Raw genomic sequence first — 22,354 nt, 5'->3', positions numbered from 1 at the left:
TTTAATGGACTTTTATTAATCTTTAGGAAGTAACTTTACTGGAACGATTTGCACTTAAACAGTTGATTTTTGCATCATCAACAAATTGTGAAGCATAAGCTATTTTATGTGCAATTTCTTTTTTTGCACCTCTAATTCTACATAATGCAAGTAATGCATAGTAATGTGAAGATATTTCCATGAATTTTCCTTTCTATAATTCACGCTCAATAATTTACTAATAAAAGTTCCTAACAACTTCTAAATTTGTGAATCAATCTTTTCTCTTTTTTTTAAATTTCTTTTTCTTTTAAAATATCTCTTTAGATTAATCTCGTACACAAACCATGTAAAAGAAAATATTGTTATTAGTACCATAACTGTAGAAGCAATATTAATAAAAAAAATAGTTTTCCTATCAGTTGTTTTTCCCGTTTCTTTATTTTTAATTTCTGTTTCTTCAAATACAATAATATTTTTATCAAAAAATTCTTGATACTTTGAAAAACTGTTATCAACTTCATTTGAAGTTAAATCATATGCAATTTTATTTTTATAATAATCAGAGTAAAAAGTTATTGCATCTTTGTATGTAAAATAAATCATTAATGCCAACATTACTACAATAGAATAATAGACTCTATAGATTGATAAAATATTTTTTCTTTCATTTTTTCTAGCAAATATCAAAAAATAACTAAATGTGATTAGTGAAAATATTAAAATTACGGTTAAAAAGTTTTCTAATGCTGTTTTATAATCAATTTTAAAAGTAAACTGTATAATTAAAATACAAAATACTACTAACATAAATTTAAAATAAAGCAAAAGATTAAAATAATTTAATTTCATCCAATTCTGCATTTTCAAAAAATTTAGCAAAATAATAAATATCATTGTGATTACAAAAATAATGACATAAGATAATGGACTAAACCTAACAGTATAACCTCCTATAAGTACTATTAGAATGAAAAACATTCCCATAATAAAAAGAGTATAACCTATAATATCTTTTTTGCTAATAATTCTAAAACTTTTAATTAACCTATCTTTCACTTTTAATCTCTCCCTTAATTCTTCCATTTACTAACTCTAGACACCAATCTCTTTCTCTTATATTTTTATTATAATTATGCAATACAATAGTAGGATAAGTCTTAGGCATATAATAAGTTCCTAAATTTATACAAAATGATGCTCTTGCTGATACAAATAAATGAATCTTACTTTTCTTATTACTTAGCTCACCCATTATATTTGTCAATTGTTCTAAAAGAGATTCTTGAGTAATTTGCCCTTCAACATTATTTATACCTAATGAATCTTCCAAGACTAGAAATAAAGTATCATCAACTAATTCTTCAGGGATACTATCCTTTTCAATTGTAAAAGAGTTAGATATGGCAATTCCTACTTCAGCTTTGCCATTGTATTTCAATTCATTAACTTTTTCTTGAACAGTAATATCTTCAAAATTAACTTTATACTTTGTTTTAGTTCCACCTTGATTTGGAATATACCAAGTATGATTATCTCTATTAAAATCAAAAACTGAAACCTTTGATGAATAAGCATTACCAAAGTTACTTCCAATTAGATATAAATGAGGAAATCCACCAAGACCAGCAATATAAGTATTCTCTACATTCTTATTTTTACTTCTCGGCTTTATTTCAAACTTTTTATCATTAAGATAACTATTAATTACATCATCTTTTTTATATGTATTAATTTTTCTTTCAACTTTTGACAAATTAGTTCTTCCCTCTTCAGGAAGAAAGCTTTTGTTAAAACTTTCTTCTGAATCAAGCTCCGAATCACTAATATAATATAAGAAATTTTCTTTCTTAGAAGCAATCCTTGAGTCTTCTATATTTTTCTTAAATATTAAAACTACACCTGAAATAATTAAAAAAGAACCAACCAGATATTCAACTATTGAACTTGCATTATCCCATTTAACAGAAAAATCTTCTGTATTAAAGTCAAACGTGCCTGTTGCAAAAAACAAAGCTCCAAAGGCAACTAAAGATAATCCAACTTTATATACACTCAGTTTTCTAGTCATTAAGTATTGAAATGCATAATCTACAATTTTGTTAAGCAACTTCATTTTCAAGATCCTTTAACAACTTCTTTAATCGTCTATCATATATTTTATCTGCTTCATCTACTGCACTTACAACTTTCTTTGTATCTTTCTGTTTTGAACTAACAGTAGCTTCCCTTTTATATTTAGGATTCAATTCTCTATCTATTTCATCTCCAGGTTCTACACCTCCACCTTTCCATTCTCCAGTATAAAGCCATTCTTCAAAATAGTACAACCAGTGAATAATCCAAGGCACATATTGCTGTCCAATCTCTTCATATTGACTGTACTCATTTGAATGGGGATAGTGTAAACACAATTGATACCTCTCGTGATCGTATAGATGAGGGATTAGCGTATTATCTTTTTTTAACTTGTTTAATGAAGGGGTTAATACATAAGCATAAGGGCTGTAACCTTCAATATAGACAAGTAAGATTTTATAAACTCTACTTAATGGTGTGGGTTGCAAGTCAAACTCTACCCAATTAATAATTGATAATTTTCTAGTTATCCCTACTTTCTTTTGTACCTCTCCTTTGCTAAAGTATTTTATTCCAGTTCTATCCAAATAGTTTAATAAAAAAGTAAACCTTTGCTTAGCTAAGAGGGTACCTTTATGACCAAATTTACCAACTCCCATTAATGCACTCCAAAGAACTTATTTTCTTTTACTGTAGCAGTAGCTTCAGTTGCAGTAAGAATACCAGTAGCAATCTTTCCAATATCTCTACCATCCTTTACTTCTTTATTGAAAGATTCAATAACTCTATTTGAAGAATCTTTCCCATAAGATTTTTCAAGAACTCTTCCAATCGTATCAATACCACTTTGTTTCTGAAGTTCATCAAGTTCTTCAAATACTGTTTTTTGCCATTGTTCAAATGCTTTAGCATATTCAATATCATCATTCCACTTTTCTGCAAAATTCTCATTTTCATTTGTTGGATTAGCAACCTTAAATCCATTTTCTTTATTTATAAACAGATGCATCTGACCGACAATATCTTTCATCATTTCAAATGGACAGCTATACTCTACTCTATCAAGTACAATTTTTTCATAAGACTTTGTAGCTAATGTTGTAATTAATATAGAGATTGGTTTATACTCTTCTGGAGATTCTTTTCTTTCTATAAAATAATAGTCTCTATGTTTTTTCAAAAGTTGTATTGTTCTTCTCAATAATCCCTTAAACTCATTATTATCTGGGATATCTTCAACTGTATAACGCTCATTAATAGCTTTTACTGAAAGAGCAGAATCAAATGCTACAAACCTTTTTAAAACAAAGATAGGCATTAACTTAGCAATATCAGAAAACCATTTAGCTAATCCCTTTGGATTACTATCTTTCCATTCTTTTAACTTTTTATCAGGAACTAATTCTGCAGTATCTGTATAGTGAAATACTTCTGCTTCTACAAAAGCATTATTAATTGCAGGAGTGATATCTAGATGAAATCTAGTTTTATAATTGATTGTCCAACATCTATTTTTAGATTCACAAATATCTTTGTATGGAGATTTATCTTCTTTTAATCTATCACCAATTAATTTATGAATCATGTCAGAATTATGACTTGAGTTTACATTAGGTAAAAGTATTACTAGGTCTATATCAAACTCATCCTTTTTATGAGGTTTTACAACTGTTCTTAATTTCATAGAACCTTGCAGATATATATCTACACCTTGTAATAGTGGATTTGTAGATTCTCCTAAGTATTTTGCAACTGCATAATACTTTTTCTCTGCTTCTTTAAACATAGAATCAGAAATATCCAACCCTTTAGTAAGTTCTTCAACTATTTTCATAGGTAAAGCATTTGTTTGAGTTTTACTCATGTATTTTTTCCTTTTCATAGGTGTTACTAAAAAGGATATATTGAATAAAATAATAGATTAAAGATCTCATTTATTTTAATTTTATGTACATTAAACTATAATCATTTTGAAACTTCGTATAGATTAATTGTACTAATACAACCAATTTTAGTAACACTTAATTTATAGAAAAGCATAGAAACTAACCTGACGGCAATCAGGTTATATGCTTAAAACAATAATCTTAAGTACTTAAATCAACAACTCGCTCTTATTTCATAATACTCCTTATATCAAATTATATTTAGAGAACTCTCCATTATTTAACATGGTTAATTCTAGTATTTTTTTTAATAACCATAGAATATATTGCAAAATGTAATATATTCTATAGCTACTTTTTCTCAATCATCTCATAAATACAAAACTAAATTGTATTAAATATCAAATATCTCATAGAGGGCACCTTTTTCTATCTTCTCCAAAATGCTTATTTTGTTTTAAATATTCTAACTCATCTACCAATAAATGCATTTTAGAAGAAGGGTCATCTGTACCTGCACTTTTTGCTGCATTATATGTTACTGCACTATTTACTCTAGCAGTTGTAAGCTTTTGTGCTATTAGTATTTTTGTTAACGCTCTATTTGCTTTTTCATATCCCGGGATATGTCTTTTTAATTCTGTACTTATAAGCTGTCCGCAAGGACTACTTCCTCCAGTACCAAAACTTTTTGTAGTTTGTACATAATGCATTAAAATCCAATATTCAAAACATGGCACAGAAGTAATTGCGCATAATACAGTATCACATTCTTTCCGTGTACTTTCGTTAAAATTTTTTATATCTTCTAAAGCCGCTGCATAAGTTGGATGCTGATCTTTATCAATAACACAATAAACTTTTGCATAAGGGTTTCCAAGTTTACAAGCTTTTTTTATTTCATCTTTTGCATGCTTTACTAGAGAATTTGGTGCTGAACCAGATGTAGGGTCAACAACAACTGCAGCTTGGTTTAAAGAAAAATGGTGCTTCAACTCTTCTAAATAATTTGGCTCTGTTTCTTTCCCTTCACAAACTATCAACACAGTATCCCCCGTGTAACGAATTTGCTTATTTCTTGTCCCTACATTTCTTTTTCTACTCCCCATCAGTCTTAGCCTTCATAGAATTTACGATACTCTTAAAGTATGGTAATGCTCCATATCGACCACTAAAATAACTTTTTTCAATATCAGTAACACCTTTTCTTGGTTTAAACTCAATTAATGAAAAATATTCACTTGCTTTATTATTCTTTTCGCAGAACCAAATTTGATCACGTCTAAAAATATCTTGTGTCATAACAGAAGTATCATGAGACGTAAAGATTAACTGTGCATTGCTTGTATTTATTTCTTTGTTATGGAATAATTCTATTAAAAATTTAACCATTAAAGGGTGAAAGTTATCATTAAGTTCATCAATTACTAAAACATTTCCACTTTCTAAAGAATCAATCCAAGGACCAATAAAAGCTAAAAACTTTTTTGTACCATCTGATTCATCTTCAAAATCAAAATAAATATCTTTTCCCTGTATACTTTTATGTACAGAAGCTACATCAAGCATTTTTTTATCTTTCATATCTTCACATATTTTATCTCTAATGTCTTCAGGCATATCTGATGGTAATATTGATGAATCAAAATCTTCTTCTGTAATATTTAATCCCTCGATATCTAAATCTGCTATATTAAGAAACTCATTGATAAGTTTTTTATACTTATCTTTATCATACAATTCATATGTAAATCCTGGATCAAGACTTACAGTAGTCGCTAGAACATATAAAATATCATTAAACCAATCGTAAACTGGTTTTAACTGTTCACTATTTAATTGTATTGCAGTTGATAAGAATAATGCATTTTTACGAGTAGATTCACTCCATATTTTTTTATTTCCTGAAAACTTTGAACCAAAATACCAATTTGTATCTTTTTCATTCTCTTTATATTCTCTTTCAAACCAAGTTTGAGAAACTCCTTCGGGAAAGGCATAAAGCCACTCTTCTAATATCATTTCACTATTTAACATAAATCCATATTGATATCTAACATTTTTAGAGATAAATACTACTTCAAATTCTGTTGGTTCATTTTTTGTCTCTTCATCTAATAAAAAAGGTATAATTGGTAATTTTGTTCCTCTTTTTATCTTTGAGCCAGAATCTAAAACTAATCTTTGCATAGCTTTCATAGCTTTTAATAAATTACTTTTCCCAGATGCATTAGGGCCATAAATAGTTGCACTATTAAGCAGTTTTATTTGTTTCTTCTTTTCTGGCGTAGGAAATGTATTAGTATCTTCTAACTCTTTAGCACTTGACTTTACCATTGACAATGTTTGTTCTTCTTTTATAGAACGATAATTTTTAACTTTAAACTCAATTAGCATAGATTTAACCTTTTTATTAATCAATTGTCATATTTTGACATATTTTTGCAAAAAAGTCAAGTTTATTAACCTTTATTAGTATTTAAAGAAGCTTTTTTGACATCATATTGCAAAAAAAGGATTCTAATTAAACTTTGAAGTTATTCTATATAATATTAAGTAAAAAAGGATCATAAATTAATATTGATCAAGAATATTATCCAACCAATTAGCATGCCATTGAATAAGCTCCCTCTTCTCTTCAAAATATTTAAACTTTGATTCTCCATTATATGAAGCTTTTACTCTATTTCTCTCTTTATGAGCTAAACATGCTTCTATAATATCAGAATGAAAACCATGTTCTGTATGTCTATTTTGATATCCAAGTCTTACTAATGTATCACTTAGGGTTACACCTGATACACCTTATCACTCTTTTGTGGAGAAGGGAATACAAATTCACTCCTATTTCTTAAATATGGCTCTATTTCTTTCATAAGCTTAATAGCTTGATGGGCAATGGACAAACAAATTCTATATTCATTTTCATCTTTTCTTTTGGTATAGCCCAATAACCCTCTTCTAAATTTAATTCATTCCATCTCATTAATATTATATTTTCACTTCTAACAAATACATAAGGAAGTAGTTTAAAGATAAATATAGTACTTATATCACTTCTGTAACTTTAGCATTTTTAAGTTGCGTATCATTCAGGGGTTTAACAGTTCTTGCCATTTTATTACGGTACTGACTTTCTAAAAGTTTCTTGGTACCGTAAAAATACTGTAATTATTCTAAAAAATTTGGAAAATTTTAGGAAGGTTTTGCAAAACTAAAACCCATAAAAGTTCGATTTATAGGCTAGTTTTGAGAAGTTTTGTTAATCTTTAGGAAGTAGTTTCACAGGAACGATTTGGAATTCATCCATATTCCATACATCATTTTTTACATATGGCTCATTTTCTAACCATTCATTCAATTCATCATCTGTCTCAAAATCTACATATAGTGTAGATCCTACCATTTTATCTTCTTCTATCAATGCACCTGCATTAATTATTTTACCTTCAGCCATTAATTTCTTTGCGCCTTGCATATGTGCATCTCTTACTTCAAGTCTTTTTTCTAAAGCATTATCATTATCATAAGCAATTACTAAATATTGCATTTTAGTCCTTTATTATATTTATATTATTAAATTATATCATAATAAGATAATATTGATATAATTTAAAATTATACTATTTTATTATTTTATACTCATCAAAATAGTATCCTTGCACATAATCACAACCTAAACTCTTTGCAATTTCTAAATCCTGTTTTGTTTCTACACCTTCAATTATACTTTTTTGTCCATTGAGTTTTATTGTATGAAGAACACCTTTTAAATAATATATAAAATTTCTATTTGATTTTATTTGTTGTAAAAATGATTTATCTATTTTAATGTACTTACTGCCATTCATCATAAAAAAAGAGAACATAGAACCATCTTGACCAAAATCATCAAGTGCAGTATCGATTGATTTATCACTTAACCATGTAGAGAAATTCCTCATGATTTTTGCACTAGTTTCATCATCACTTCCATTTTCAGTTATTTCAACAACAATACTATTTTTATTTTTAATTAAAAAATTTTCCCAATATTTTTCTTGTTCTTCACTAACACAGATATCTGCATCAAAATTAAGAAATAGTTTTGTATTCATATTGAAATTTTGAATTTGTAATTGTTTATTTCTTTTCTCTAATTTATAAAAAAGTTCATTATTATGGTGTAAGTAACGAAATATCTCTTCTGTTGTAATAATTTTGTTGTCAATTTCAAATTTGGACAATGCTTCATAAGCATAAACATCAGTTGTATTAATATCTATTATTGCTTCATATTTTGTATAATAATCAGCTTCTATTATTATATTTTTAAATTCTTTCATATTCATATTGGAAATATAACATAAAAAGACTTAAGATAATAATTATCAGTATTGAAAAAAGTTATTAGCAAATAAGAATGTTATAGGATATGCAAATACATTAAAATATCTAAGTAAATATGAGATTTGTACATTTGGCATTATCTCTTCAAAAGACAATCCATTGTTTATTTTTTGTAGTATTGATATTTTAAATGAAATATCAAAAAATTTTATAGCAACTATACTTAACATAAGTAAATTGTAATTGTTTAAATAAATAGTTAAAAAAATAGAGTAAATAAAACTTGCATTTAATAAGAAGTAAAAAAAGATGCTTTTATTAAAAATATTTAAATTGTTATTGAGTAATCCATAGATTGTATCTGATTTTTGCCAATTGGTTTCAAATAATTCAACAGCAATAAAAATAAAAAAAAGCGATAGTATATCCATGATAAGTTTAAGTAAGGACTAAATCCTTACTTATTACTTTCTCCATAAGAAAATTTAACTTTCTTATCTTTATAAAGTCCTGTTCCAACTGGAATTGTTCTACCAATTACAACATTTTCTTTTAAGTCTTCTAGCATATCCATTTTAGCAGAGATTGCTGCTTCTGTAAGAACTTTTGTAGTCTCTTGGAATGATGCTGCTGAGATAATAGAATCAGATGTAACAGCTGCTCTTGTAATACCAAGTAATAATGGTTCTGCAATTGCTGGCTCTCCACCAAGTTTAATGATTTTATCATTCTCTTGTTTAAATCTTTTCTTAGATACCATATCACCTATGATGAATTTAGTATCTCCACCATCAAGAATAGATACTTGTCTTAACATTTGCGATAAAATAACTTCAATATGTTTATCAGCAATATTAACCCCTTGAGATCTATATACTTGTTGTACTTCAGAAACTATAAATCCATGAAGTGCTTTTTCACCTAAAATTCTTAGAATATCATGAGATGCTAATTGTCCTTCTGTTAATGCCTCACCAGCATGAACAAACTCACCTTCGTGAACTAAAATCTGTTTAGATTTTTCAACTAAATATTCAGATTTAGAACCATTTTCACCAGTTATGATGATTCTTTGTTTATTTCTAAGTGGTTTACCAAATGAAACCATACCATCAAATGATGCAAGTACTGCGATATTTTTAGGTCTTCTAGCTTCAAATAATTCAGATACTCTTGGAAGACCTCCAGTAATATCTTTTGATTTCTGAGTTGCTTTTGGTGTTTTACCTAATACATCTGCAACTTCAACTTTTTGACCTTCACTAACATTTAATGAAGTTTTTGGTTCAAGTGCATATCTTAGTAACTCTTTTTTATCTGTTGTAAGAATAATTGTAGGTTTATAACCTGCAGGAATATATTCATTAACAACTAATTTTGATGTACCTGTTAATTCATCATATTGCTCGGAAACAGTAACACCAGGAATAATATCTTCAAATGAGATAATACCAGGTTCTTCAGCAATAGATGGATTTGCATATGGATCCCATTCTGCAATAACAACTTGTTCATCAGTCGCAGGAAGAGCAATAACTGTATCTTTATCAACAGGAGTATTATTATCATATTGAATTACAGAACCTCTTGATACATAATGTCTTAGAGCTTCTCTTCCTTCATTATCAACAATAACTGAGAATAAACCTTTGTCTTTTACAACTTCACCAGCTTTTATATCTTCTCTTCTTTCTAAATAATCACCTTTTAATTTGTAATATCTTACATTACCTTTAGCTTTTGCTGTAAGGTGAGATGTAATAGGTGCACCATCTTGAACTTTTAATACTGATGCAAATGGGATTCTGTTAGGAACATTCCATCCATCTTTAATCATTTCAACAATTGATTCATTTTCTTCAACTTCATCACCATCAGAATAAGGAAGATATAATTTACCATCAATTTTACCAGATACACCTGCAAGTTCATTTGCTTTTGCAACATCAGTTTTTCTTAAGTAATATTTTTTCTCTTCTTTTCCATTTGATATAGTTAAAACTGTCTCTTCGTGAATAGTATCAACAGTAACTTTACCTTTAAATGGTGCATTAATTTTTGGTTCAACTAATAAAATACCTGCATTTCTTCTATTAGCTACAATTGCATTACCTTCTCTATCAATATATGTTTTGATATTGTAATATCTAATGAAACCTTCTTTATCTACTCTTAGTTCTCTTTCTGTTTGAGTTGCACTTGCAGTACCACCAACGTGGAAAGTTCTAAGTGTAAGCTGAGTTCCAGGCTCACCAATTGATTGAGCAGCAACAACACCAACTGCTTCACCAGGAGTTGCTTTTCTTTGTTCACCAAGGTTTAGACCATAACATTTTGAACATAAACCATGCTCAACTTTACAAGTTAATGGTGTTCTAATTACAACAGATTTTACTTCAGCTTCAGCAACAACTTTTGCATCTTCTTCAGTAATTAAAGTTCCTTCAGTAAATAAAATCTCATTTGAAATTGGGTCAATAATATCTTCAGCAATTACTCTACCTGTAATTCTTTCTTCTAATGACTCAATTAATTCATTACCTGATGATAAATCAGTAATTCTAATACCTTCATGTGTACCACAATCTTCAGTAGTAATTCTCACATTTTGAGATACATCAATTAATTTTCTTGTTAAGTAACCCGCATTTGCAGTTTTAAGTGCAGTATCGGCAAGACCTTTTCTAGCTCCGTGAGTAGAAATAAAGTACTCAAGTACATTTAGACCTTCTCTAAAGTTTGAAATAATTGGTGTTTCAATAATAGAACCATCTGGTTTAGCCATCAGACCCCTCATACCTGCAAGTTGTCTAATTTGAGCAGCAGAACCCCTAGCTCCTGAATCGGCCATCATATAAATTGAATTAAATCCATTTTTATCGTTTTGGATCATATCCATCATCTCTGTACCAAGTGTATTATTAATTTCAGTCCAGATATCAATAATTTTATTATATCTTTCTTGCTCAGTTAATAAACCTTGAGAGAATTGTTTTTGAACTTCAATAACTTCTTTTTTAGATTTTGCTACAAGTCCAGGTTTTGATTTTGGAACTCTAATATCATCAATTGATACAGAAATACCAGCATCTGTTGCATATCTAAAACCTAAGTTTTTAAGGTTATCTAAAAATCTAGGTGTAACATTATATCCACCATGTTTATAAATATAATCAACTAATCCACCAATATCTTTTTTCTTTAAAATTTTATTCCATAAATTTTCAGGAACAAATTCAGGTAAAATCTCTTTTATAATAAGTCTACCAATTGTTGTATGGATAACTTTATTATCTAATTTAGTTCTAATTTTTGCATGAATATCAACTTGTCCCATTTCTAGGGCAATTTTTGCTTCATTTATATCAGTAATTAATTTATGCTCACCTTTTACACCATCTTTTTCTAATGATAGATAATAAATACCTAAAATCATATCTTGTGATGGAACTGCAATTGCTCTACCAGAAGCAGGTAATAAGATATTCATAGATGACATCATTAAAATCTTAGCTTCTGCAATTGCTTCTTGAGATAATGGTACGTGAACTGCCATTTGGTCACCATCAAAATCGGCGTTAAATGCAGCACAAACTAATGGGTGTAACTGAATAGCTTTTCCATCAATTAATACAGGATGGAAACCTTGAATTGATAATTTATGAAGAGTTGGTGCTCTATTTAATAAAATTGGATACTCTTTTACAATTTCAGATAAACATTCCCATACTTCATTAGTTTGACTTTCAATTAATCTTTTTGCAGATTTTAAAGTTGTTGCATAACCTTTTTCTTCTAATTTAGCCATCAAGTGTGGTTTAAATAACTCTAAAGCCATTTTTTTAGGAATACCACATTGATCCATATTTAAAGAAGGTCCAACAACAATTACAGATCTACCTGAGAAGTCAACCCTTTTACCAAGTAAGTTTTGTCTAAATCTTCCTTGTTTACCTTTAATAATTTCAGATAATGATTTTAAAGGTCTTTTATTTGCACCTTTAACTGCATTTGCAGTTTTACCATTATCAAATAAAGCATCTACTGCTTCTTGAAGCATTCTTTTTTCATTTCTAATAATGATTTCAGGAGCATCAAGTTCTGTTAATCTTTTAAGTCTGTTATTTCTATTAATAACTCTTCTATAAAGATCATTAACATCAGAAACTGCAAACTTACCACCATCAAGTGAAACCAATGGTCTTAAATCTGGAGGAAGAACTGGAAGTTGAGTTAACATCATCCATTCTGGTCTATTTCCAGAATTAATAAAGTTTTCTACAACTTTTAATCTTTTAATTATAGTTTTTCTTTTTGCTTCTGATTTTGTTCCAGACATTTCATTTTTTAAACTATCTAATAATTCAAATAAGTCTAAAGTTTCTAATAAATCTCTAACTACTTGTCCACCCATATTAGCTTCAAACCCAGTGTGGTCAAATAAATCAGAAATAGTTCTATATTGTTCTTCATTTAAAATATCATATTTTAGAACTTTTTTAGTTTTTTCATTATCATAGTAAGCATCACCTGGCTCACTTACAATATATGCTTCATAATATAATACTCTTTCTAAGTCTTTTAATTTAACTCCAAGTAATGTACCTATTCTTGTTGGAAGAGAAGATACCATCCAGATATGTGCAACAGGAGATACTAAATCAATATGACCCATTCTGTGTCTTCTTACTTTTGATGATGTTACTTCAACACCACATTTTTCACAAACGACACCTTTATATCTCATTTTTTTATATTTACCACAAAGACATTCATAATCTTTAATAGGTCCAAATATTTTTGCACAAAAAAGACCATCTCTTTCTGGTTTTAAAGTTCTATAATTTATTGTTTCTGGCTTTTTCACTTCACCTGAAGACCAAGAAAGAATTTTCTCTGGACTTGCAAGTCTTAATTGAAAAGCAGAAAAATCTTGTGGTCTTTCTAACTCTTTTACTTCGATAGGTTCTAATACTTTTTCAGTTTTACTCATTCTCTTCTACCTCTTCAAAAATATCAACGTCTAAACCTAAAGCTTTTAGCTCTTTAGTTAATACGAAGAATGTTTCAGGAACTCCTGAACTAGGAACATTTTCACCATTTGCTATTGCTCTATAAGCTCTTGTTCTACCTTCAACATCATCTGATTTTGTTGTTAGCATCTCTTTTAATACATTTGTTGCACCATAAGCTTCAAGTGCCCAAACTTCCATTTCCCCAAATCTTTGTCCACCAAATAGTGCTTTACCACCAACTGGTTGTTGTGTAACTAGTGAGTAAGGTCCAGTAGATCTTGCGTGAACTTTTTCATCAACTAAGTGATGAAGTTTAAGCATATACATATAACCTACGTTAACTCTCTCTTTCATTTTTTCACCAGTTTTACCATCATAAAGTGCAGTTTTTCCATCACTATCAATTTTAGCTAATTCGAATAATCTTTCAAATTCTGCTTCTTTTGCACCATCAAATACTTGAGTAGCAAATCTTACACCTTTTGACCAGTCTTGTGCATAATCAATAAGTTGCTCATCTGTTAAAGAATCCATAAATTCTTTCCCATTCATTAATTTTGCAACTTCTGCAATTTCAGTCATTTTTGTTCTAAGTTCAGTAATAAATTCATCTTTCTTAGCATCAAATATTTCTTGAATTTGAAGTCCTAATTTTCTACCAGCTAATCCTAAATGTACTTCTAGAATTTGCCCGATATTCATCCTTGAAGGTACCCCTAATGGGTTAAGTATAACATCAACTGTTGTACCATCTTCTAAATAAGGCATATCTACTTGAGGAACTATATTAGAAACGATACCTTTGTTACCGTGTCTACCAGCCATTTTATCCCCAACTTTAATTTTTCTCTTAGTTGCTACATAAACTTTAACTTGTTTAATTACACCACTAGGTAAAATATCATCATGCTCTAGAACTTGAAGTTTTTCTTCATGCTCTTCTCTTAATGTAGATTTTTGTTTAATAAAATGCTCTTTAATATCATTGTATTCTGTTTGAACATCTTTATCATATGATGCAACTACTTTTTTCATTGCAAATCTATTTACATTAGATAAAACATCTAAAGGTATATTATCACCTTTTTTATAAGTTACACCATCAACTTCTACATCTTTATCTAATGCTGATTTAGATAATAGATCATTGATTTTTAAGATCTCTTCTCTATCTAACATTAAAAGTTTATCGTGATGTTTTACATCAAGTTCATTTTTCTCAGATTCAATTTCTGCTACTGCTCTTTCATCTTTTTCGTATCCTTTTTTAGTGAATACTTTTACATCAACAACAATACCTTCCATTGAAGTTGGACAATATAATGATTTATTAATTACGTGCCCAGCTTTTTCACCAAAAATTGCTCTTAATAATCTCTCTTCTGGAGTTGGCTTAATTTCACCTTTTGGTGTAACTTTACCTACTAAAATCATTCCTGGTTGAACATGAGTACCAACTTTAACAATACCAGATGCATCTAAGTGAGAAATTGATTCTTCTTTTACACCAGGTAAATCTCTTGTTATCTCTTCATTACCATGTTTAAGCTCTCTACATTCAACTTCTTTTTCATAAACATGAACAGAAGTAAATGCATCTTCTTTAATTAATCTTCTAGATAAAACAATCGCATCTTCGTAGTTATAACCATTCCAAGGCATAAATGCAACCATTGCATTAACACCAACAGCTAACTCACCTTTATCCATAGAAGGACCATCTGCAATTACTTGACCTTTTTCAATTTTGTCACCAGCTTTAACTGCAACTCTTTGTCCAAAAGACGTATTATTATTAGTTCTTACATTTTTACTAATTTCATAGTGATCAATAAATGCACCACTATTATCTTCACCTCTAATATATACATTCTTAGCATCAGCTTTTTCAACAATACCAGCTCTATTTGCTTTAATTGCTTCCCATGCATCTCTTGCTACAGTTTTTTCTAATCCAGTACCAACAATTGGAGCATTTGGTCTTAACAATGGAACAGCTTGTCTCATCATATTTGATCCCATAAGTGCTCTGTTGGCATCATCATGCTCTAAGAAAGGAATAAGTGATGCAGCAACACCCATTACCATTTGAGAAGAGATATCAATGTAATCTACTTTACTTTTTTCTATAAGTAAAATTTCACCATCTTGTCTTGCTTCAATTAATGGCTCAATAATTTTACCATTCTCATCAACTTTAGTTGAACCTGGTGCAATTACAAGTCCCTCTTCTAATGTTGCAGTCATATAAATAATTTCATTTGTAACTACACCATCTTTAACTTTTTTATATGGAGCTTCAATAAATCCTAAATCATTTACTTTAGCATATGTAGATAAAGTATTAATAAGACCAATATTTTGACCCTCTGGAGTTTCAACTGGACAAATTCTACCATAGTGTGTTGGGTGAACGTCTCTTACTTCAAATCCAGCTCTTTCTTTTACTAAACCACCTTCACCAAGTGCAGAAAGTCTTCTTTTATGAGTAACTTCTGATAATGGATTAGTTTGGTCCATAAATTGTGATAATTGCCCAGACGTAAAGAACTCAGTAATTGTTGATGTAATCATTTTAGAGTTAACTAAATCATGTGGCATTAAATCTTCTAATGTTCCACTTAATGTAGTCATTTTATCTCTAATTGCTTTTTGCATTTTAATAAGTCCAGAATGTAACTCATTTGCTAAAAGCTCACCAATTGCTCTAATTCTTCTGTTACCTAAGTGATCTCTATCATCAATATGACCATGACCAGATTTAACTTTTACTAAGTATTGAACAGTTTTAATAATATCTTCATATGTTAATACTGTAACATATTCAGGAACTGTAACACCAAGTTTATGGTTCATTTTCATTCTACCAACTTTTGTTAAATCATATCTTTCTGGATCAAAGAATAATTTTCTAACAAACTCTTTAGCAGCTTCTTTAGTTACAGGTTCACCTGGTCTCATTACTTTATAAATTCTAATTGCTGATAAATCATTTTCATCATCAATTTGTTCTGTTTGTTTTAATAATTTTAAAGACTCTGCATCAGCTTTAAATGCATTGATAATAGAATCATCAACACCTGTTGCTAAGTCATTTGCAATATCAAAAGAATCAAAACCTAAATCTAAAAGTTTTTTTAATTTTAATTCATCTAAATTTGTAAGTGCATCAAATAATACTTCTCCAGATTCTGGATCAAAAATAGTATTTGCTGTATATCTATCCATTAATAATTCAATTGGATATTCAACTAAATCAAGACCACCTTCAACTAAAGCTTTTGCTTTTCTTGCAGTAAGTCTTTTTCCAGCTGCTAAGATTAAGTTACCTTTGTCATCTTTTAAATCAAATTCTAATCTTCCTGCATAATCATCAGGATTAAATGTTGTTAAAAATTTATTATTTTTAACTTTAATATTTAAAACAGGATAAAAAAGTTTAATAATATCTTCTTTAGAGTAACCTAATGCTCTAAAAAGAATTGTAACAGGAACTTTTCTTCTTTTGTTAATTCTTACATATAATACATCTTTAGCATCATATTCAAAATATAACCAAGAACCTCTATCTGGAATAATTTGACCAGTATAAATAAGTTTATTACCTGAAGTATTAGTCTCTTCTTCTTTGAAGATAACACCTGGAGATCTGTGTAATTGGTTTACAACAACTCTTTCAACACCATTAACAATAAATGATGTTCTGTCAGTCATTAAAGGAATTTCTCTGATGAATAAAGATTGTTCTTTCATATCTTTAACACCGATTTTTTCACCAGTTTTTTCATCAAGTTCCCATAAAGTCAATCTAATATTGATTTTTAAAGGAATAGAGTATGTAAGACCTCTTACCATTGACTCTCTAACATCATATTTTGGTTTTCCAACTTCTGAACCTATATATTCTAAAGTTACTCTATTTTGTGAGTCATGAATTGGGAAAACTGATTTGAAAACTTTCTCGATACCTGCATCAACTCTTTCTTCTTTCCCTATCATTAGGAAATTTTCATAAGAGTTTTGTTGTAATTGTAGTAGATTTGGAATTTCTATTTGTTGTGGATTTTTTGCAAAATCAACTCTAAGTCTATTACCAGATTTTAAAGAGTTTAACATTGTCGACCTTAATAAATTTGGTTTAGTTTTTTAGCTTTTTATATAAAGCGCAAAAGCATCCCTAAAGGATAAGGTTAAATTTCTATTTAAAATTCTAACCTTAGCCCTCAAAGATGCTAATCTTATACAAGGCAAAGAGCCTTGTATACGTATTCTAGGTAGTGCGTAAAATTATGCTAATTCTACAGTAGCTCCAGCACCTTCTAATTCAGCTTTTGCAGCTTCAGCGTCTTCTTTTGAAGCACCTTCTTTAACAACTGCACCAGCTTCTTCAGCCATTGCTTTTGCTTCTTTTAATCCTAATCCAGTTAACGCTCTAATTACTTTAATTACGTTAATTTTCTTAGCTCCAGCGTCTTTTAACACAACGTTGAATTCAGTTTTTTCTTCAGCAGCTTCAGCAGCTCCACCAGCAACTGCTCCACCAGCAACTGCAACAGGTTGTGCAGATACACCAAATTTTTCTTCAAATTCTTTTACTAATTCTGATAATTCTAATACAGATAAACCAGAGATGTATTCTAATACGTCTTCTTTAGAAATTGCCATTTCATATTCCTTAATTTATTTTTAATTTTTTATAATAAATGCGTATCTAAATTACGCAGCCTCTTCTTCTTTTTTCTTTCTAAGAGCATCAAGCCCAATAGTAAAGTTAGTAACTGGTGCCATCCATGTAGCAGCAAGCATACCAAGAAGTTCTTCTCTAGATGGTAATTTAGCGAATGCATTAACTCTATCAAGATCTGCAATCTCACCTTCAATAATACCAGATTTAATAGCAAATTTTTCACTATTAGCCTGAGCAAATTTATCTGCAACTTTACAAGCAGAAATTTGATCTTCAGACCATAAGAAAATATTTGTTCCTGATAATTCAACATCTCCTAACTCTGCATTTTTAACTGCAACAGTTACAAGAGTATTTTTAGCCACTTGAACTTTAGCCCCATTTTCTTTTGCAGAGATTCTTAAAGATTCTAACTGTTTATGAGTAAGACCTTTATAATCACAAACTACAATTGCTTGAGACTCTTTAAATTCAGAAGTTAAAAAATCAATAACTTCAGATTTTTGTTGTTTAGTCATTATTATATTCCTCCTTTCAAAACATGATGAACTTAAGCAGGTTTTACAAAGAACGGAGGCGCTCTTAACCGGCTGTCTTCAGTTTTAAGTCAGTGCTTTGATTAACACTCAAACATAAGGACTAAAAAATCCTTACTATTGAATGTTAATTAAATAAGGCAAAGCCTTACTTAATTATTTGATATCCATTAATTCAGTAGTATCTAATTTAACAGATGGTGACATTGTTAATGAAACTGCTGCATTTCCAATGTATCTACCTTTTGCACTTGCTGGTTTAGCTTTATTAATAGCTGAAACAAATGCTATAATATTTTCTTTAATAGCATCTTCTGAAAAAGAAATTTTTCCAACTGCTGCTTGCATATTACCTTTTTTATCAACCCTATATGTAACTTGACCACCTTTAGCATCACTAACAGCTTTTGTTACATCCATAGTTACAGTACCAACTTTAGGATTCGGCATTAAACCTTTTGGCCCAAGGATTCTACCTACTTTACCTACAATACCCATACAATCAGGTGTTGCAATTAAAACATCGAAGTTGATGTTACCAGCTTGAATATCTGCTGCTAAATCATCATTTCCAACAATATCTGCACCAGCTGCTTTTGCTTCATCCATTTTTGCACCTTTTGCAAAAACTGCTACTCTTACAGTTTTACCAGTACCATGAGGAAGAACAACTGCACCTCTGATCATTTGATCAGCGTGTCTTGGGTCAACATTTAAGTTAAGAGCTACTTCAATACTCTCATCAAATTTAGCAGATTTAAGTTCTTTTAAATGAGAACAAGCTTCCGCTAACGAATAGTTTTTATCTTCAATCTTTTCAGATAATGCTTTATATCTTTTTGAAACTTTTGCCATTTTTTACTCCGCAATTTATTTATTTTGCTACCGCCTGTTTTTGAAGTCTGGTGGTTAGACTTTTAAGAAATTATGCTTCTACTTCAATACCCATAGATCTTGCAGAACCAGCAACAATTTTAGATGCTTGCTCTTTATCATCTGTGTTTAAATCAGCAATTTTCATATCAACAATTTCTAAAACTTGTTCTTTAGTTAACTTTCCAATTTTGTTTTTAAGTGGATTGTCAGAACCTTTTTTAATTCCTGAAACTTTTTTAATTAAGTCAGTCATTGGTGGTTGTTTTAATGCAAATGTAAAACTTTTATCAGAATATACAGTAATTTCTACTGGTATAGTAAATCCTGATTTATCTTTTGTTTTTTCGTTAAAAGCTTTACAAAATTCCATAATATTAATACCTCTTTGACCTAATGCAGGTCCTACAGGAGGTGATGGATTTGCAGCTCCAGCTGGTATTTGAAGTTTAAGTGTACCTTCTACTTTTTTAGCCATCTAAAATTCCTTTTCTAAATTTATTATAACCATAGGCATTAGGCAATACAACTATAAAAGAAGCAAGTTGATATTGCCTAATGCCTACAACTTATATTTATATTACTCTTTCTACTTGTGTATAAGAGATCTCAACAGGTGTATTTCTACCAAATATAGAAACATTTAATTTCAATATTCCTGCACTCATATCAAAGTCTTCAACAACACCATTAAAGTTAGCAAATGGTCCTTCATTGATTCTAACCATTTCACCTTCATCAAATGAAACTTTTGGTTTCGCAGCAGATCTATTATTAACTTTTTCTAAGATAAGATTAATATCTTTATCTGCTAATGGAGTTGGTTTTTTTGATTCACCAATAAATCTACCAACTTTTGGCATTGATTGAATTCTATGCCATAATGCTGTATCTAAATCAAGTTTTGCAAAAGCATAAGCTGGATAAAGTGGTCTTTCAACTATTACTTTTTTACTTTTTTTTATCTCAATTAAATCTTCTGTAGGAACAAGAACTTCTGCAATTCTATCATCTCCCATTTCATCAGCAAGTTTTTCTAATGCTTTTTTTACTGTCAACTCACTACCTGAGTGAGTTTGTATTGCGTACCATTTATGTGCCATAATTATCCTTAATTCATTACTGAAGATATACTTAAAGACATAACTGTATCAATTAATGCTAAAAACAATGTAATAACAGTAACAACTACAAAAACAGATAAGAAAGCAGTTCTAATTTGTTCTTTGATTGGAAATATAACTTTAAAAAGTTCTTCTTTAGCATTTTTATAATAAGTTTTGAATTTATTCACAAGTGACTCCAGTATGTTATTAAGCTTATAAATTTTTTTGAAAAAAGTAAATAATTACTATCTTTAAAAAAAATTTATATGGCAGGCCAGGAGGGATTCGAACCCCCAACCATCGGATTTGGAATCCGGCGCTCTACCATTGGAGCTACTGACCTGTAGGAAAAAGAGTTAAGTTAAAGTACTAAGACTTTAACTTAACTTCTTTATGAATTGTATGTTTTTTTAATCTTGGACTATATTTTTTAACCTGAAACTTTTCACTGTGAGTTTTAGGGTTTTTCCAAGTAGTGTAGTTAATATCACCACACTCCTCGCATTTTAATCCAATTTTTATTCTAACTGCTGCCATTAATCAATCCTTACTCGATGATTTCTGCAACAACTCCAGCACCTACAGTTCTACCACCTTCTCTAATAGCAAACTTAGTACCTTTTTCTAGAGCGATTGGAGCAACTAATTCAACTGTCATTTCTACATTATCACCAGGCATAACCATTTCTACACCTTCTGGTAATGTAACTGAACCAGTAACGTCTGTTGTTCTTACATAAAATTGTGGTCTATATCCGCTGAAGAATGGAGTATGTCTACCACCTTCCTCTTTAGAAAGAATATAAACTTCACCTCTAAATTTTGTATGTGGAGTAATTGTTCCTGGTTTAATAAGAACTTGTCCTCTTTCTACATCTTCTTTTTTGATACCTCTTAATAAAATACCGCAGTTATCACCAGCTTGACCTTGGTCCATTTCTTTTCTGAACATTTCAATACCAGTTACAGTAGTTTTTTGAGTATCTTTCATACCTACGATTTCAATTTCTTCTGCTAGTTTGATAGTACCTTTTTCAATTCTACCAGTTACAACAGTACCTCTTCCTGGGATAGAGAATACATCTTCTACAGGCATTAAGAAATCTTGATCAACATCTCTTTCTGGAGTTGGAATATAGTTATCTACTTCATTCATTAAAGCAAGGATTTTTTCTCCCCATGCTCCAATACTTCCAGCTTTTGCTTCTTCTAATGCTTGATATGCTGAACCTGCAACGATAGGAGTATCATCACCTGGGAAATCATATTCAGATAATAACTCTCTGATTTCCATTTCAACTAATTCTAACATCTCTTCTTTATCTTCATCATCTAATTGATCTTCTTTGTTCATAAATACAACGATATATGGAACACCTACTTGTTTAGATAATAAGATATGCTCTCTAGTTTGTGCCATTGGCCCATCTGTAGCAGCAATAACTAAGATTGCTCCATCCATTTGTGCAGCACCAGTAATCATATTTTTAACGTAGTCTGCGTGACCTGGACAATCTACGTGAGCGTAGTGTCTAGCTTCTGTTTCGTACTCAATGTGAGAAGTAGCAATAGTAATACCTCTATCTCTTTCTTCTGGAGCATTATCGATTTGATCATAATCCATAAGTTGAGCACTACCATTAACTGCTAATACTGCTGAAATTGCAGCTGTTAATGTAGTTTTACCGTGGTCAACGTGACCAATTGTACCAATGTTAACATGTGGCTTGCTTCGTTCGAACTTTTCTTTTGCCATTGAAATTCCCCTTAAAGATTTTAAAAATTCCCTCTGAGTAGATAAGCCTTAATAGCTTCTCTATTCAGAGGGTTTTAATATTATTATCGCATACAGCTTAAGAATTAT

20 protein-coding genes and 1 tRNA gene are annotated in these 22,354 nt (G+C 29.8%); all 21 read right to left on the bottom strand.

Going from position 1 to position 22,354, the window contains the following annotated elements:
- Nucleotides 1-22: 22 nt before the first annotated feature.
- Nucleotides 23-181 carry a DUF6765 family protein gene (locus tag CRU93_RS14100; protein WP_164967600.1) on the bottom strand — a complete coding sequence of 53 codons (159 nt, stop codon included), beginning with the start codon at nucleotides 179-181 and terminating at the stop codon, nucleotides 23-25.
- A 59-nt stretch (nucleotides 182-240) separates the two neighbouring features.
- Nucleotides 241-789 carry a hypothetical protein gene (locus tag CRU93_RS01465; protein ID WP_164967599.1) on the bottom strand — a complete coding sequence of 183 codons (549 nt, stop codon included), beginning with the start codon at nucleotides 787-789 and terminating at the stop codon, nucleotides 241-243.
- Between the two features lie 238 nt (nucleotides 790-1,027).
- Nucleotides 1,028-2,095: an SAVED domain-containing protein gene (locus CRU93_RS01460; RefSeq protein ID WP_129102408.1), complete on the bottom strand. Its 1,068-nt coding sequence runs from the start codon at nucleotides 2,093-2,095 to the stop codon at nucleotides 1,028-1,030.
- Nucleotides 2,082-2,717 carry a hypothetical protein gene (locus CRU93_RS01455; protein WP_129102407.1) on the bottom strand — a complete coding sequence of 212 codons (636 nt, stop codon included), beginning with the start codon at nucleotides 2,715-2,717 and terminating at the stop codon, nucleotides 2,082-2,084. Before CRU93_RS01455 ends, CRU93_RS01460 begins: the two co-directional genes overlap by 14 nt.
- Nucleotides 2,717-3,922 carry a nucleotidyltransferase gene (locus CRU93_RS01450; RefSeq protein WP_129102406.1) on the bottom strand — a complete coding sequence of 402 codons (1,206 nt, stop codon included), beginning with the start codon at nucleotides 3,920-3,922 and terminating at the stop codon, nucleotides 2,717-2,719. Before CRU93_RS01450 ends, CRU93_RS01455 begins: the two co-directional genes overlap by 1 nt.
- Nucleotides 3,923-4,354: 432 nt before the next feature.
- Nucleotides 4,355-5,053, bottom strand: a complete 699-nt coding sequence (locus CRU93_RS01445) for an RloB family protein (RefSeq protein WP_129102405.1) — start codon at nucleotides 5,051-5,053, stop codon at nucleotides 4,355-4,357.
- Nucleotides 5,043-6,341 carry an ATP/GTP-binding protein gene (locus CRU93_RS01440; protein ID WP_129102404.1) on the bottom strand — a complete coding sequence of 433 codons (1,299 nt, stop codon included), beginning with the start codon at nucleotides 6,339-6,341 and terminating at the stop codon, nucleotides 5,043-5,045. The genes CRU93_RS01445 and CRU93_RS01440 overlap by 11 nt, the downstream gene beginning before the upstream one ends.
- Nucleotides 6,342-7,206: 865 nt before the next feature.
- A complete protein-coding gene (locus tag CRU93_RS01435) occupies nucleotides 7,207-7,494 on the bottom strand; it encodes a YciI family protein (RefSeq protein WP_129102403.1) in 288 nt (95 codons plus the stop codon).
- A 73-nt stretch (nucleotides 7,495-7,567) separates the two neighbouring features.
- On the bottom strand, nucleotides 7,568-8,275 hold the full coding sequence (locus tag CRU93_RS01430; RefSeq protein ID WP_129102402.1) for an EAL domain-containing protein: 708 nt from the start codon (nucleotides 8,273-8,275) through the stop codon (nucleotides 7,568-7,570).
- Between the two features lie 39 nt (nucleotides 8,276-8,314).
- Nucleotides 8,315-8,503 (bottom strand): hypothetical protein, encoded by a 189-nt coding sequence (locus CRU93_RS14280; RefSeq protein WP_258238788.1) that lies wholly within the window; start codon nucleotides 8,501-8,503, stop codon nucleotides 8,315-8,317.
- Nucleotides 8,504-8,730: 227 nt separating this feature from the next.
- Nucleotides 8,731-13,266: a DNA-directed RNA polymerase subunit beta' gene (gene rpoC / locus CRU93_RS01420; protein WP_129102400.1), complete on the bottom strand. Its 4,536-nt coding sequence runs from the start codon at nucleotides 13,264-13,266 to the stop codon at nucleotides 8,731-8,733.
- A complete protein-coding gene (rpoB, locus tag CRU93_RS01415; RefSeq protein ID WP_129102399.1) occupies nucleotides 13,259-17,404 on the bottom strand; it encodes a DNA-directed RNA polymerase subunit beta in 4,146 nt (1,381 codons plus the stop codon). The genes rpoC and rpoB overlap by 8 nt, the downstream gene beginning before the upstream one ends.
- A 171-nt stretch (nucleotides 17,405-17,575) precedes the next feature.
- Nucleotides 17,576-17,953: a 50S ribosomal protein L7/L12 gene (gene rplL / locus CRU93_RS01410; protein WP_129102398.1), complete on the bottom strand. Its 378-nt coding sequence runs from the start codon at nucleotides 17,951-17,953 to the stop codon at nucleotides 17,576-17,578.
- A 51-nt stretch (nucleotides 17,954-18,004) separates the two neighbouring features.
- Nucleotides 18,005-18,493 (bottom strand): 50S ribosomal protein L10, encoded by a 489-nt coding sequence (gene rplJ, locus CRU93_RS01405; RefSeq protein WP_129102397.1) that lies wholly within the window; start codon nucleotides 18,491-18,493, stop codon nucleotides 18,005-18,007.
- A gap of 174 nt (nucleotides 18,494-18,667) precedes the next feature.
- On the bottom strand, nucleotides 18,668-19,366 hold the full coding sequence (rplA, locus tag CRU93_RS01400; RefSeq protein ID WP_129102396.1) for a 50S ribosomal protein L1: 699 nt from the start codon (nucleotides 19,364-19,366) through the stop codon (nucleotides 18,668-18,670).
- Nucleotides 19,367-19,436: 70 nt separating this feature from the next.
- Nucleotides 19,437-19,862: a 50S ribosomal protein L11 gene (gene rplK / locus CRU93_RS01395; RefSeq protein ID WP_129102395.1), complete on the bottom strand. Its 426-nt coding sequence runs from the start codon at nucleotides 19,860-19,862 to the stop codon at nucleotides 19,437-19,439.
- A 97-nt stretch (nucleotides 19,863-19,959) separates the two neighbouring features.
- Nucleotides 19,960-20,487 (bottom strand): transcription termination/antitermination protein NusG, encoded by a 528-nt coding sequence (gene nusG, locus CRU93_RS01390; protein WP_129102394.1) that lies wholly within the window; start codon nucleotides 20,485-20,487, stop codon nucleotides 19,960-19,962.
- An 8-nt stretch (nucleotides 20,488-20,495) separates the two neighbouring features.
- Nucleotides 20,496-20,678, bottom strand: a complete 183-nt coding sequence (gene secE, locus CRU93_RS01385) for a preprotein translocase subunit SecE (protein ID WP_099343443.1) — start codon at nucleotides 20,676-20,678, stop codon at nucleotides 20,496-20,498.
- 79 nt (nucleotides 20,679-20,757) lie between these two features.
- A tRNA-Trp gene (locus CRU93_RS01380) sits at nucleotides 20,758-20,833 on the bottom strand.
- 26 nt (nucleotides 20,834-20,859) lie between these two features.
- A complete protein-coding gene (gene rpmG / locus CRU93_RS01375; protein WP_129102393.1) occupies nucleotides 20,860-21,027 on the bottom strand; it encodes a 50S ribosomal protein L33 in 168 nt (55 codons plus the stop codon).
- Nucleotides 21,028-21,037: 10 nt separating this feature from the next.
- A complete protein-coding gene (gene tuf / locus CRU93_RS01370) occupies nucleotides 21,038-22,246 on the bottom strand; it encodes an elongation factor Tu (RefSeq protein ID WP_129102392.1) in 1,209 nt (402 codons plus the stop codon).
- Nucleotides 22,247-22,354: the final 108 nt, after the last annotated feature.

This window comes from Arcobacter sp. CECT 8985, from assembly GCF_004116495.1.
Lineage (GTDB): Bacteria > Campylobacterota > Campylobacteria > Campylobacterales > Arcobacteraceae > Malaciobacter.
This window is presented reverse-complemented; position numbering and strand designations above follow the sequence as displayed.

Excerpts from the sequence above, each read along its gene's own strand:
- CRU93_RS01445 (WP_129102405.1), bottom strand. The coding sequence starts at position 5,053 with ATGGGGAGTAGAAAAAGAAATGTAGGGACAAGAAATAAGCAAATTCGT.
- nusG (WP_129102394.1), bottom strand. The coding sequence starts at position 20,487 with ATGGCACATAAATGGTACGCAATACAAACTCACTCAGGTAGTGAGTTG.
- CRU93_RS01450 (WP_129102406.1), bottom strand. The coding sequence starts at position 3,922 with ATGAGTAAAACTCAAACAAATGCTTTACCTATGAAAATAGTTGAAGAA.
- rplK (WP_129102395.1), bottom strand. The coding sequence starts at position 19,862 with ATGGCTAAAAAAGTAGAAGGTACACTTAAACTTCAAATACCAGCTGGA.
- rplL (WP_129102398.1), bottom strand. The coding sequence starts at position 17,953 with ATGGCAATTTCTAAAGAAGACGTATTAGAATACATCTCTGGTTTATCT.
- CRU93_RS01435 (WP_129102403.1), bottom strand. The coding sequence starts at position 7,494 with ATGCAATATTTAGTAATTGCTTATGATAATGATAATGCTTTAGAAAAA.
- rpoB (WP_129102399.1), bottom strand. The coding sequence starts at position 17,404 with ATGTTAAACTCTTTAAAATCTGGTAATAGACTTAGAGTTGATTTTGCA.
- rplJ (WP_129102397.1), bottom strand. The coding sequence starts at position 18,493 with ATGACTAAACAACAAAAATCTGAAGTTATTGATTTTTTAACTTCTGAA.
- CRU93_RS01455 (WP_129102407.1), bottom strand. The coding sequence starts at position 2,717 with ATGGGAGTTGGTAAATTTGGTCATAAAGGTACCCTCTTAGCTAAGCAA.
- rpmG (WP_129102393.1), bottom strand. The coding sequence starts at position 21,027 with ATGGCAGCAGTTAGAATAAAAATTGGATTAAAATGCGAGGAGTGTGGT.
- CRU93_RS14280 (WP_258238788.1), bottom strand. The coding sequence starts at position 8,503 with ATGTTAAGTATAGTTGCTATAAAATTTTTTGATATTTCATTTAAAATA.
- CRU93_RS14100 (WP_164967600.1), bottom strand. The coding sequence starts at position 181 with ATGGAAATATCTTCACATTACTATGCATTACTTGCATTATGTAGAATT.
- CRU93_RS01465 (WP_164967599.1), bottom strand. The coding sequence starts at position 789 with ATGTTAGTAGTATTTTGTATTTTAATTATACAGTTTACTTTTAAAATT.
- rpoC (WP_129102400.1), bottom strand. The coding sequence starts at position 13,266 with ATGAGTAAAACTGAAAAAGTATTAGAACCTATCGAAGTAAAAGAGTTA.
- tuf (WP_129102392.1), bottom strand. The coding sequence starts at position 22,246 with ATGGCAAAAGAAAAGTTCGAACGAAGCAAGCCACATGTTAACATTGGT.
- CRU93_RS01460 (WP_129102408.1), bottom strand. The coding sequence starts at position 2,095 with ATGAAGTTGCTTAACAAAATTGTAGATTATGCATTTCAATACTTAATG.
- CRU93_RS01440 (WP_129102404.1), bottom strand. The coding sequence starts at position 6,341 with ATGCTAATTGAGTTTAAAGTTAAAAATTATCGTTCTATAAAAGAAGAA.
- rplA (WP_129102396.1), bottom strand. The coding sequence starts at position 19,366 with ATGGCAAAAGTTTCAAAAAGATATAAAGCATTATCTGAAAAGATTGAA.
- CRU93_RS01430 (WP_129102402.1), bottom strand. The coding sequence starts at position 8,275 with ATGAATATGAAAGAATTTAAAAATATAATAATAGAAGCTGATTATTAT.